This is a genomic window from Lactobacillus sp. UMNPBX16, assembly GCF_002553775.1.
Lineage (GTDB): Bacteria > Bacillota > Bacilli > Lactobacillales > Lactobacillaceae > Lactobacillus > Lactobacillus crispatus.
The window spans coordinates 11,006-24,471 of sequence record NZ_PCYU01000008.1; the positions used below are offsets into that span (position 1 = coordinate 11,006).

At 33.3% G+C, this 13,466-nt stretch carries 8 protein-coding genes and 1 pseudogene; all 9 read left to right on the forward strand.

The features are described from left to right. Window positions 1-61 precede the first annotated feature (61 nt). The 9 genes and pseudogenes from CP367_RS01735 (at window position 62) to CP367_RS01775 (ending at window position 13,460) form a co-directional block, all read left to right on the forward strand. Window positions 62-3,124, forward strand: coding sequence for a type I restriction endonuclease (locus CP367_RS01735; RefSeq protein ID WP_089145929.1), 3,063 nt, complete (start codon window positions 62-64; stop codon window positions 3,122-3,124). Beyond that, on the forward strand, window positions 3,124-4,737 hold the full coding sequence (locus tag CP367_RS01740) for a class I SAM-dependent DNA methyltransferase (RefSeq protein WP_089145928.1): 1,614 nt from the start codon (window positions 3,124-3,126) through the stop codon (window positions 4,735-4,737). Before CP367_RS01735 ends, CP367_RS01740 begins: the two co-directional genes overlap by 1 nt. Beyond that, window positions 4,727-5,995, forward strand: coding sequence for a restriction endonuclease subunit S (locus CP367_RS01745; RefSeq protein WP_089145927.1), 1,269 nt, complete (start codon window positions 4,727-4,729; stop codon window positions 5,993-5,995). The genes CP367_RS01740 and CP367_RS01745 overlap by 11 nt, the downstream gene beginning before the upstream one ends. Before the next feature lie 153 nt (window positions 5,996-6,148). Next, window positions 6,149-7,154 (forward strand): annotated as a pseudogene (locus CP367_RS01750) (aldo/keto reductase). Window positions 7,155-7,230: 76 nt separating this feature from the next. Next, on the forward strand, window positions 7,231-7,470 hold the full coding sequence (locus CP367_RS01755; RefSeq protein ID WP_005720287.1) for a hypothetical protein: 240 nt from the start codon (window positions 7,231-7,233) through the stop codon (window positions 7,468-7,470). A gap of 221 nt (window positions 7,471-7,691) precedes the next feature. Further along, window positions 7,692-9,287, forward strand: a complete 1,596-nt coding sequence (locus CP367_RS01760; protein WP_089145926.1) for an ABC transporter ATP-binding protein — start codon at window positions 7,692-7,694, stop codon at window positions 9,285-9,287. Then, the gene (locus CP367_RS01765; protein ID WP_065990870.1) at window positions 9,284-10,867 is read left to right on the forward strand and encodes an ABC transporter ATP-binding protein; all 1,584 of its coding nucleotides are present in this window, start codon (window positions 9,284-9,286) and stop codon (window positions 10,865-10,867) included. The genes CP367_RS01760 and CP367_RS01765 overlap by 4 nt, the downstream gene beginning before the upstream one ends. A gap of 129 nt (window positions 10,868-10,996) precedes the next feature. After that, window positions 10,997-12,388 (forward strand): amino acid permease, encoded by a 1,392-nt coding sequence (locus CP367_RS01770; protein ID WP_057727064.1) that lies wholly within the window; start codon window positions 10,997-10,999, stop codon window positions 12,386-12,388. Window positions 12,389-12,503: 115 nt separating this feature from the next. After that, window positions 12,504-13,460: a thymidylate synthase gene (locus CP367_RS01775; protein ID WP_089145925.1), complete on the forward strand. Its 957-nt coding sequence runs from the start codon at window positions 12,504-12,506 to the stop codon at window positions 13,458-13,460. Window positions 13,461-13,466: the final 6 nt, after the last annotated feature.

A 13,466-nucleotide genomic window follows, 5' to 3' on the forward strand; every position in this document is an offset into this window, starting at 1 on the left:
TTGTATATACCGAACTGTTATATAATAAAGCTATAATATCTATAGTTTATTGGAGTAGATTATGAGCACAGAATTTAATGAAATGACGAGAGTACAATTTCCAGCAATTTTACATTTAATGGGACTGGGATACGACTTCATTTCAAAGAAAAAAGTTGAAGAAATTAAAGATCCAAAAAATAATATTTTACTTCCAGTTTTGAAGGATCAATTCTTGAAATTAAATCCAGGATCAACAGAAAAAGATTTTGCAGATGAATATAAGGAAATTGGAATTGAGTTGACCAACAAAGATCTAGGTAAAGAGTTTTATGATCGAATTCAACATCGAGGCAATTCTAGTTTTCAATTTATTGATTGGAATAACTGGAAAAATAACATATTTCAAGTTTCATACGAAATTCCTTGTAAAAATGGTGATGACGAATTTAGACCTGATGCGACAATCTTTATCAACGGATTGCCACTAGCTTATATTGAATTTAAGAAGCCGGACGCTATTCGTGATGGTAAAACAGGGATGCAGTCTGAATTTGATCGAATGACAACAAGATTTCATAATGAAAAGTTTAGAGAGTTCCATAATATCACGCAGTTAATAGCATTTACTGATAATATGGAGTATTCTAAAGATTTTGGTGCTCATACAACTGGATCATATTACTGTACTTCAAGTTATGACAAAGCTTTTTTCAATTCCATGCATGAGAAAAAGTACAATGAACTGCCGATTCCTGCGCATATTTCTCAGAATAAAATTGACGAAGTTCTTAGGGATGCCAATAAATTATCAATCAAAGATTCTAAAGAATTTAAAACAAATTGTGAACCGGATACTCCTGCCAACTCTTTTTTAACATCAATGTTTTCAAAAGATAGATTGAGATTCTTTTTAAGATTTGGTATTGCATATGATCGAAGTATTAACGATGATGGTGTTGTTGTTCTTCAAAAGCAAATAATGCGTTATCCTCAGTATTTTGCAACTAGAGCCATAGCCAATGCAATTAACTCAGGGGTAAAGAAAGGCGTTATTTGGCATACGCAAGGTTCTGGCAAAACAGCATTAGCTTATTACAATATTCAATATTTGAAGTCCCTTCTTCAGGAAAAGAATATTATTCCGCAATTTTTCTTTATTGTTGATCGAATTGATCTTGCAAATCAGGCGGAAAATGCATTTATTAATAGAGGACTAAAGGTAAAACGTATCAATTCCAAAAAAGAATTAAATGAGCCTTTTACCGAAGATGTTGCAGTTGTGAATATTCAGAAAATAAATGAAGATACTAATTTAACTGATAAATCTGGGTATCAGAGCCTAAATAAACAAAATATCTATTTTATAGATGAAGCCCATCGTTCATACAATGATAAAGGTTCATATCTTCCAAATTTATATAATGCTGACAAGAACTCTATTAAGATTGCTTTGACTGGAACGCCTTTAATCAACATGAATCCATCTGGTAAAGAGAAACGTAAAACAACCAGAGAAATTTTTGGAGATTATCTGGATAAATATTACTATGATCAATCAATTCAAGATGGCTTCACTTTACGTTTAATGCGTGAGGAGATTAGGACTGAATATAAGAAAAAGTTCAAAAATATTGTTGATAATTTGCAAGAGAAAGTTCAAAAAGGTCAACTAAGTAAAAAAGATATTTTTGCTCATCCCAATTACTGTAAACCATTATTAGATTATATTCTGAATGACTTTAAAGAATCAAAAATCTTATATGGGGATGATACTATTGGTGGAATGATTGTAACAGATTCTTCAGAACAGGCTCGGGAGTTATATAAACTATTCCAAGAAAAGATTAAGAATAATGAGACTCAATTTACTGCATCATTGATATTATCTGACGAAGATGACAAGGATACGAGAAATAATGAAGTTAGAGCTTTTAAGGAAGGCAAGACCGACTTCTTAATTGTATATAATATGCTTTTAACTGGTTTCAATGCTCCAAGATTGAAGAAGTTGTATCTTGGCAGGGTTATTAAAGCTCATAATTTACTGCAGGCTTTAACTAGAGTTAACCGTTCTTATCATGACTTCAGAGTGGGATATATCGTTGATTTTGCCAATATTTCAAAAGAATTCGATAAAACAAACAAGGCATATTTTGAAGAACTTAATCATGAATATCAAGATTCTGGCGAAAATATGAAGGATATTTATAGTTCACTTTTCGTTAACTCTGAAGACATTGAAAAGAATTTAAATAATGCAGAGTTAATCTTGGCGGAATATGATACAGATAACATCGAAAACTTCTCAAGGCAGATAGATCAAGTACCAAAGAAATCTGATTTAATTGCGTTGGCAAAGACCTTGCGTGAATTAAAGGAGGATTATAATGTTGCAAGATTGCTTTCATACGATGATCTGGTAAAGAAAATTCAAGCTCAAAATGTTTCTAAACTTCTTAATATGGTCCAAAATCGAATCAGAACACTAAACTTGATTAATGATGCAAGTACGGAGTCTGGCAAAGACATCTTAAATGCTGCTATGAGTAATTGGACTTTCAAGTTTGAAAAAGAAGGTAGTGCAGAGCTCAAATTAGTTGCTGATGATTATAGGAAGACTGAAGAAAGAGCCAGACAGATCTTTAATAGAAATTGGGATCAAACAGATCCTGAATGGGTATCTTTATTTGATGAATTTCGTAGAATTATGAAAAAGCAGCGTATTCAGGAGGTTTCAGCAGAAGAAACAAGATCTAATACCGTCAAAATAGAGAAAATTATCTATCTTATGAATAATTTAAATGCGAAGAATGAGAGAATTGCACAAGCTTTTGATGGCGATCAAAAATATGCAAGAAGCTTTAAGAAAGTAATCTATGATGCTACTGGTAAAGAACCAGATAGTATTCGAGAAAATCCAAGTGTATATAGAGTTATGAAAAATTCTAAAGACGCTTTAGATGATGAAGTTGAAAAAAATAGTGCGGTTTTAGAAAATACACCATATTTTGATAAGAAAACAATTCAAACTTTACTGCAAATTCAAAAAGGCTCAGACGATAAGTTAAATCCTAATGAGATCAAAAGTATCTCAAAATTGTTGACCAAAGAATATCATGACGAATATGAAGGGGTTCATTGATGAAAAGTACTAATTATGTAGAAACAGTAGAGAACTTAGTTGATAGTATTAAAGGCATTCTAACCAGTGCAGGTTTAGGTGGTGAAGCAGGAGAATATAAGCTAGTAACACAATCTTTTTTGTACAAATTTTTAAATGATAAATTCTTATATGAAGCCAAAAAAGAAGATGCAAATAATGATTATCAGCATTTAATGGATATGAGTGATGATGATTATGAAATGCTTCAAATGACTTTAGGTACTGATACCGCTGATATTAAGCGTGAAGATTTAATTGAAAGTATTTTTAATAAGCAAAATACAGATAACTTTAGTGAAATATTTGATGAGACGCTCAATGATATTGCTATTGATAATAATGATTTGTTTTCTGTTGAGACAGCAGGTAATTCTCAAGTTAGATTATTTGATGCACATTTGATAGCTGATAATGTGCAAGATGGTTCACAAAAAAATCATGTTGCAAGAGAGCTTATTAAACTTCTATCTTCAACGAAATTTGACAGCTCTATCTTTGATGAAGGCTTTGACTTCTTTTCGACAATCTTTGAATACATGATTCAAGACTACAACAAAAATGGTGGTGGTAATTATGCCGAATACTACACTCCGCGTACCATTGCTAAAATAATTTCTGATATTTTAGTTGGTAAAGACAGCCCTGAAAATGTGAAAGTCTACGACCCAGCTGCTGGATCTGGTACATTGCTTATGAATTTAGCTAACAAAATTGGTGTTGATAAGTGTACTGTTTACAGTCAAGATATTTCACAGAAGTCATCAAACTTACTTAGATTAAATTTGATTTTAAATAATTTAAGTCACTCAATTCATAATATTGTTCAAGGCAATACTATTCTCAATAATAAGCATCCTGAAAAAATGGATTATATAGTATCAAATCCGCCATTCAAAGTGGACTTCTCAGATTGGCGAGATCAAGTAGAAAGCATCCCTAACGCTAGTGAAATCTACTTTGCTGGAGTACCAAAGATACCAAACAAGAAAAAGAATAGTATGGCAATCTACGAACTCTTTATTCAGCATATTATTTACTCATTAGCTGATGATGGTAAGGCTGCAGTGGTTGTACCTACTGGATTTTTAACAGCCCAATCAGGTATTGATAAAAAGATCCGTAAGCACTTGGTAGATAACTCTATGATTGATACTGTTGTTTCTATGCCATCTAATGTATTTGCTAATACTGGTACTAATGTAAGTGTGATTTTCTTTAATAAGAGTAAAGAGGATGATCAAGTTCAACTGATTGATGCTTCTAAACTTGGAACTAAAGTTAAAGAAAATGGATTACAGAGAACTGTCTTATCTCAAGATGATATTAATAAGATTGTTAAAACTGCGGTAGAGGGAAAAGACGTTGATGATTTCTCTATTACTGTTAGTCTCAAAGATGTTAAAGACAAGAATTACTCATTCAGTGCTGGTCAATATTTCCCTGTTAAGATCGAATATGTTGAACTTACACAAGATGAGTTTGAGAAGAAGATGGAAGATTATCAGAGCAAGTTAGATAATCTGTTTGAAAAAAATGATCATTTAAATAAAGAAATAAAAGATAAACTAGGAAACCTAAATTATGAAAAATAATCGACATATGGAATTGATGTCTAATTTGATTGAAAGTATTTCTATGGGACCTTTTGGTTCTGATGTTAAAGTAGAATATTTTACTGAAAAGGGAATACCTTTTTTAAGTGGGGAAAATTTAACATCAATAAAAATGAATGATAGAAATTTAAAATATTTTCCTGAAGAGAAAGCAGAAAAGCTATCAAAAGCAATAGTTTATCCAGGAGATATTGTAGTAACTCACCGAGGAACGTTGGGTCAATTATCATACGTCCCTGATGATTTGAAAGAAAAGCGGTTTTTAATTTCACAAAGTCAATTTAAAGTAACTTTAAAGAAAGATCTTGTAAATCCTGTCTGGTTTGCGTATTATTTTCATACTAAAGAAGGACAGAAGCGACTACTGTCTTTTGCAAATTATGTAGGGGTTCCTGCCTTGGCAACAGCTACAACTAATTTTAAAGGATTAGAAATTCCTCTTCCCAAGAGAGCAGAGCAAGACAAGATTGCAGATTTTTTATCGAATATCGATTCAAAAATAGCAAATAACAATGCTATTTCAAAAGAGCTTGAATCAATGGCTAAGACTATCTATGATTACTGGTTCTTACAATTTGAGTTCCCAGATAAGGATGGTAAACCATATAAATCAAATGGCGGGAAGATGGTATGGAATGACCAGCTTAAACAAGAGATTCCTGAAGGATGGGAAGTTGATAATTTATATAGAATAGCAGATTTTATAAATGGTATTGCCAGTCAAAAATATCGACCAGTAAATATTAAAAATAAATTGCCAGTAATTAAAATTACAGAAATGCATGATGGATTTACATCAAAAACTGAATTTGTCAGGGATGATATTGATGATTCCCACATAATTCATAATGGTGATATTCTATTTTCTTGGTCTGCGTCTTTAGAAACTATGATTTGGAATAAGGGATTAGGTGGCTTGAATCAACATATATTTAAAGTGATACCAAAAGCAGATTTTTCTAAACATTATGTATATCAGCAATTATCAAGCTATGTAATAAATTTTGTCTTAATGGCGAATGCAAGGAAGACAACGATGGGGCACATTACTAAAGATCATTTAGAACAAAGTAGAATCACTATACCTCCAAAAAATTTAAGAGATAAATTTGAGTCAATGGTAGAAAGTCTTTATTCTAAAATTACTGTATGTGATGAAGAAAATCAAGAATTAAAATCTCTCCGTGACTTTCTTTTACCAATGCTGATGAATGGTCAAGTAACGATTAAAGATTAGTTTTGTACAAAATCATAAAGGAGATCAATCGCTTGTCGTGCATTAATTAACTAAAACTAATGCATAAATGTAATACCCAAAAATAACAAGTCGGCATTTTAGTAATCAGTATTGCTATGCTATATTGAACGTGTAATAAAAGGAAGTAAAAACATGGAATATAAGAATTTAGGCAATACTGATATCAAAGTTTCACCATTAGTTGTGGGATGCATGAGCTTTGGCAAACATACAGAAAATAATCAATGATTATTAAACTATGAAGACACTGGAAAAAACAGTCCAGCGTGCAATCGAAATGGGACTTAATTTCTTCGATAAAGCTAATGTCTATGCGGCTGGTACTAGTGAAGAGTATTTAGGTCGAGCTTTAAAGGGTAACAAGATTCCTCGAGATAAAGTAGTCATTGCATCCAAAGTCTACTTTAACCCGGGAAGATTGAGTTCAGAAGCAATTCACCGTGAAGTAGAACAATCATTAACCAGATTAGGTACAGATTATTTAGATCTATATATCATTCACCGCTTTGATTATGAGACGCCTATTTCAGAAACGATGGAAGCGTTAAATGATTTAGTTAAAACAGGTAAGGTGCGAGCTGTCGGTGCTTCAGCCATGTATGGCTACCAATTCCACAACATGCAGATCTTTGTAAAAGAAAATGGCTTAGCGCAATTTCAAACCATGGAAAATCATTATAATTTACTTTACCGTGAAGATGAGCGTGAATTGATTCCAATCTGCAAGCAATATAATGTTTCGCTCATGCCTTACAGTTCTTTAGCAGGTGGGCACTTGGCTCATACCGGCTGGCAGACGAATACAATTAGAAGTAAGACTGATCCAGCTTTGCATGGAAAATATGATGCCATGGAAAAGCAAGATTTGCCAATTATTGAACGGGTACATGAACTTGCCGAAAAACATCACGTTGAAATGTCGGAGATTGCACTTGCTTGGGAATGGGCTAAGGGTGTTACTACTCAAATTATTGGTTCAACTAAAATCAAGCATTTGGAGTCCGCTGTTAAGGCCTTAGATATTAAATTAACGCCTGAAGAAGTTACTTACTTGGATGAATTGTATACGCCACATCCAATCATTGGTGCAATTGATCATAATCCTTCTGCAGGTACAGTTCTCCTTGATAAAAAATAAAACTAAATTCATCAACGTTATCTAATAATGATATAATGTCTGTGTTGGATTTTTTAGAAAAGAGATAAAAACAAAAATGAATACAATCGCATTTAACCAACAATTATCAGATAAGTTGAACGAAGAACTTAATCCAGAATTGTTCTCTACCCCAGGTAAGGGTGAGATTACAGTTGTTGCTAATGAAAAGAAAGACTTACGTGAGTACCGTATTATTACTAAGGATAATAAAGTAGTCGATGTAGTCGATGCATATGATGCAGATCATGATGCAGCTTATCAAAAGATGATGGATTTCTTGAAGAATTACCGTTAATAATTGAATTAAACTAATGGGCTAGAAGCTTGATAATGAGTTTCTAGTCTATTTTTTTGCCAATTTTTCCTAATGAATTAGCTAGATATAGTAATAATTTTGCCGTTCAAGTTATTTTTTTAACCACTTAGTAAAAAGTGATTGAATATTAAAAAAATAGCAGTAATATTAAGCATAAATAAGATATTTTTAATATTTTAATTTGCTTGGAGATGAGACAAATGAGTATTAAAGGGATTTTTAAGGTCAATAAAGCTAAATTCATTTTAATTTTTCTAATGGTTATCATTGGTACGACCGTTGATGCTGCTTCGCAATATTTGATGACCCCGGCCTTTAACCAGCTAAAGAAAATGAATTTATTTGGCTTTATTATTTTTATTTGTTTGGCTATTGGCTGTGATCTAGTTAGATTAGCCTTGATTACTAGTTCAGATTACTTATACGGAAAGCAATCACAATCTTATTTGCATCAAATTCGTGTAAAAATTAGTCGCTACTTTTTTAAAAATGAAATTGCCCAAACTGCTAAAGTGCAAAATGAATTGGTTGCCAATCTTGATCAGCTAACACAGAATTATTTAAAACCAATCAAAAATGGTTTTATGTACTTGTTGTCTGTGCTTTTCTCAATTGGAATTTTGTTTTCATTTAACTGGCTTTTAGTAGTAATGACGGTGATTTTAACTGCAATTTCATTATTTTTGCCTAAAACTTTTGAAAAAATGACTTCATCGGCCACAATAAAGGTTACTAAAAAAAATGAAAAGTTCTTAAACACTTTAGCCAAGTGGATGAGTGGCCTGGATGAATTACGAAGATATGCCAGTTTTAATATATTTAGTGAATCAGTTAACCAAAGCGCAGACGAATATAAAAAAGCAGCTGTTCATCAAGGAGCAACTATTGCTATTGCAGATATGATCACCTTTGTAGTTAATATTGTGGGACAAATGGTCTTGATGGTTTTATGTGCTTACTTATATTTGCAAGGACAAATTGTTTTTGGTGCGGTAATTACTACTATTCAATTTAGTTCAACTGTAATGAATGGTGTTTCAGCATTTGTAACGGAATGGAATTTAATTAAATCTACCAAGGATTTGAATAAGGAAATTACTAATCTTCAAGCTCCAGTAAAAATAGCTCCAGATCAGCATCAAGTTAAGAAGATTAACAGGCTAGAAGTAAAAGATCTGGCCTTACAATTCAAAAATGGTGAGTATTTATCTTACCCAGATTTTACAGTTAAGCAAGGTGAAAAAATCTTGCTTACTGGTGATAGTGGAACTGGCAAGTCAACTTTATTTAAATTAATTTTAGGTAAATTAACGCCCAGCCAAGGTGAGATCAATTTTTTTGATCATAATGGTCAAAAATTAAATTTTGATCTTGATGAATTAGGCTATATTGCTCAAGATAATACCTTGTTTCCTGACACAATTGCCAATAATGTCACGATGTTTAATAGTGCTTTAAATAATCAAATTTCAGGTGTATTAGATCAAGTAGGTTTTACCAAGGATTTGAATAAGATGTCTGCTGGACTTAATAGTCAAATTGATTTGGATAAAGGAAATTTATCTGGAGGACAAAGGCAGAAGCTTGTGTTAGCCAGAGCTTTGATTCATCAATCACCTTGGCTATTGATCGATGAAGGGACTAGTGCAATTGACAGTGCTGGGACGAAGCAAGTATTACAAAATTTATTAAATACTCCAAGTACTGTAATTATGATTGCGCACAATTATTCTACAGAATTAGTTTCAATGTTTGATCGACAAATTAAATTGACTAATCGAGGTGACGCTGATTGAGTTTCAAAGGCTTTATTAAAACTAATTATTTAAGATTTATTTACATTAATATTTTATCAGTTATTTCAGGTGTCGCTGCTATTGGTGCAGGCTACATTCAAATGTACTGGCTGACTTATATCAAAGATCGTGCTTGGGTGAAGATTTTACTTGCGACGGCTTTAATGGGGATTTTATATTTAGCTGCCCAAGGGATGATCTATTATATCCAATTTGTAATTCGAGTGCAGGAAGAAGAATATAATAAAAAGGTGCGCGCTCGTTTGGCTACACATTACTTTAGAGATGGTCAAAATCATCAAGTACCGGCCGTGCAAAATCGGATGACTAATGATTTAGAAATGATTAGAAAAAATTATTTTGATTGGTATCCAATTGTGCCGTTCTATGGTTCAATGTTTGTTGCGGCATTGGTGGCTCTACTTACAATTAATTGGTCAATCTTTTTGACTAGTGTAGTGATTGATATTGTTTCTTACTTTGTACCTAAATTAGTACAAAAGAAAATGGAACAAGCAACTAATAATGTTTCTGAGCAAAATAAGCATTATCTAGATGTTTTAGCTAAATGGTTCTCTGGCTTAGAAGAATTAAGAAGATATTTTGCTGGTGCTAAGTTATTTCAGGTAGGTGAAAAAACTTCAAGTAAAGTAGAACAGGCTCATGTTAAACAAACGGCTGCTCAACAGCAATTAATTATTTTGAATGGGATCTGTAACATGGTAGGACAAATAATCCTGTTGTCTTTGACGGCTTTTTTGATCACTAAGAATTTAGTGATTTTTGGTGCAATTATGTCTGTCCAAAACTTTGCAGCTAATATTTCGATCGGCTTACAACAAACAATTCAGGCATTAAGTTTTATGAAATCGTCACAGGATTTAATGAAACAAGTTGATGGTGATGCTACTGTGATTGAAAAAGTTAAAGCTGGCCAAGAAGAGACACCAGTAGCATTTTCAACAAAAGATTTGGCTTTGCAGTATCCTAATGGTGAAAAGCTTACTTTTCCTGATATTGCAGTTAAACCTGGCGAGAAAATCTTATTAACAGGAGATTCAGGCGCAGGTAAGTCTACTTTATTTAAATTGATTTTGGGTGAACTTAAACCTAGCACAGGCAAAATTGAATTTCAAAATAGTCAAGGTTTGACAATTAAGCCTAATATGTCAAGAATAGGCTATATTCCACAAGAGCCGAACATATTTCCGGGTACAATTAAAGAAAACATTACAATGTTCAACAAGCAACTTAATAATCAAGTAGCTCAAGTGCTTGATGAAGTTAATTTTGCGGCCGATATTAAAAAGTTTAAAGCAGGTGTCGATGAAAAAATTGACTTGGATAATTTGAATATTTCCGGAGGACAACGTCAAAAAATCGTCTTAGCAAGAGCTAAGATTCATGACAGTGACATTATTTTGATTGATGAAGGAACTAGTGCAATTGATCAGACGGCGACTATGAATATTTTGCAAAAGCTATTAAAAAGCAAGGCAACAATTGTCTTTATTGCCCATAATTTTAATAAAAAGATGCAGCAAATGTTTGATCGTGAAATTCATTTAATAAAGGAATAAAAAATCAATTAGAGAAAAGACTCCCAAATATTAATATTTTTAATTTGAACCTTGACAAAATGGTGATTTAACCAGTAAATTAATTGCGGGTTATTAATTAGGATAGATTAATTATTGGAGTTGTGAAAATTGAATAAAAAATCTAAAGCTCCTCAACTCAAACGAACAATGACAGCAGGCCAAATGGAGATGATCTCTCTTGGCGGTGCTATCGGTGTTGGTTTGTTTATGGGGTCAACCTCGACTATTAAATGGACCGGTCCGTCAGTATTATTAGCCTACATGTTTGTAGGGTTGATTTTATATATTGTAATGCGGGCATTAGGTGAGATGCTTTATATCAATCCAGGGACAGGTTCATTTGCTGATTATGCAACAGAATATGTACATCCCTTAGCCGGCTATTTAGCGATGTGGGCCAATGTCTTTGAATATATTGTAGTAGGAATGTCCGAAGTAGTCGCGGCAACTGAATATCTGAAGTATTGGTGGCCAAATATTTCAGCATTGTGGTCGGGCATAATTATTATTGCCTTTCTGCTTTTGGCCAACTTAGCTAGTGCTAAAGCCTATGCTTCATTAGAATTTTGGTTTGCCATGATCAAAGTAGTAACAATTATTCTAATGATTATTTTAGGCTTTATTGTTATTTTCTTTGGCGTTGGTAATGGGGGACATCCAACTGGCTTTAGCAATTTATGGTCTCACGGTGGTTTCTTTACTGGTGGAATAAAAGGATTTTTCTTTTCAATGTCAATCATTGTTGGTTCATATGAAGGAATCGAGTTATTAGGTATTTCTGCTGGAGAAGTAGCTAATCCACAAGAGGCAATCGTTAAAAGTGTTAAGTCAGTTTTGTTTAGAATTCTAATTTTCTATGTCGGAGCAATTTTTGTCATTGTAACGATTTATCCTTGGGATAAATTAGACAGCCTAGGTTCACCATTTGTAACGACTTTCGCTAAAGTAGGGATTACTGCGGCTGCTTCAATAATTAACTTCGTTGTTTTAACAGCGGCTCTTTCTGGAGCTAATTCAGGAATTTATTCTTCAAGTAGAATGCTGTTTAAACTGTCACATGATCATGAAGCTCCTGGTATTTTTAAGCATATTTCTAAGCGAATTGTACCCGATCGGGCAATTATGGGCATTTCTGGTGGTATTTTTATTGGTTTTGTTTTGAATGTAATTGCTTCGCAATTTAATCATTCAGCTAGTGATTTATTTGTAATTGTCTTCAGTTCATCTGTTTTACCAGGAATGATTCCTTGGTTTGTGATTTTATTAGCTGAATTAAGATTTAGACGGCATAACAAAGAAGCGATGCAAGATCATCCATTCAAGTTGCCTTTGTATCCATTCTCGAATTATTTTGCCTTTGCAATGTTAATACTGATTGTGATTTTTATGTTTATCAATCCTGATACAAGAATTTCAGTTATCGCTGGGGCACTAGTCTTGATTGTGGCAACAATTGTCTACTTAGTCAGACATAAAAGTGAATTTAAGAAAAATAATTAAGGTGATTATTCACCTTTTTATTTTTTGTATGAAATACTAAATCTATGGTTTTTCATTATCCAACATACAAGATCTATGGTATGTTAGAAGAAATGTTTTTTGAAAGGTGAAGATAATGGCAATTCTTGAACAACCATATTTGGATTTGTTAGAAAAAATTATGACTGAAGGACATGACAAGGATGATCGAACTGGTACTGGAACTAGATCATATTTTGGTGCCCAAATGCGTTTTGATTTGACACAGGGCTTTCCACTTTTAACGACTAAAAAGGTGCCATTTGGTTTGATTAAAAGTGAATTGTTGTGGTTCTTACGGGGCGATACCAATATTCGCTTTTTGCTAGAGCATAACAATCATATTTGGGATGAATGGGCCTTCAAAAATTGGGTTCAAAGTCCTGAATATCAGGGTCCTGACATGACTAATTTTGGTTTGCGTAGTCAAAGTGATCCAGAATTTAATCAAGTTTATCAAGCAGAAATGAGGAAATTTAATCAGCGCATTCTTGATGATCCTGCTTTTGCCCAGAAATATGGCAACTTAGGTGATGTCTATGGGGCACAATGGCGTCATTGGGAAAAGCGGACAGGCGGTTTTATCGATCAAATTGCTGACGTGATTAAGCAAATTAAGGAAACGCCAGATTCTCGTAGAATGATTGTCACGGCCTGGAATCCGGAAGATGTGCCAACTAGTGCTTTGCCACCATGCCATGTCATGTTCCAATTTTATGTAGTCGATGGCAAAATTAGCGTGCAGCTTTATCAAAGAAGTGGTGATATGTTTTTAGGCGTGCCATTTAATATTGCTTCATATTCGCTGCTCTTGAACATGATTGCGCGTGAAACCGGCTTAAAAGTGGGTGAATTTGTACATACTTTAGGGGATGCACATATTTATCGCAACCACTTTAGCCAAGTAAAGGAATTGCTGAGTCGGACGCCATATGATTCACCTGAATTGTGGCTTAATCCTGAAAAAAAGCACATTGAAGACTTTGAAATGAAAGATATCAAATTGCTGAATTATCAGCACCATGGCACGATCAAGGCACCGGTTGCAGTTTAGGAGGTC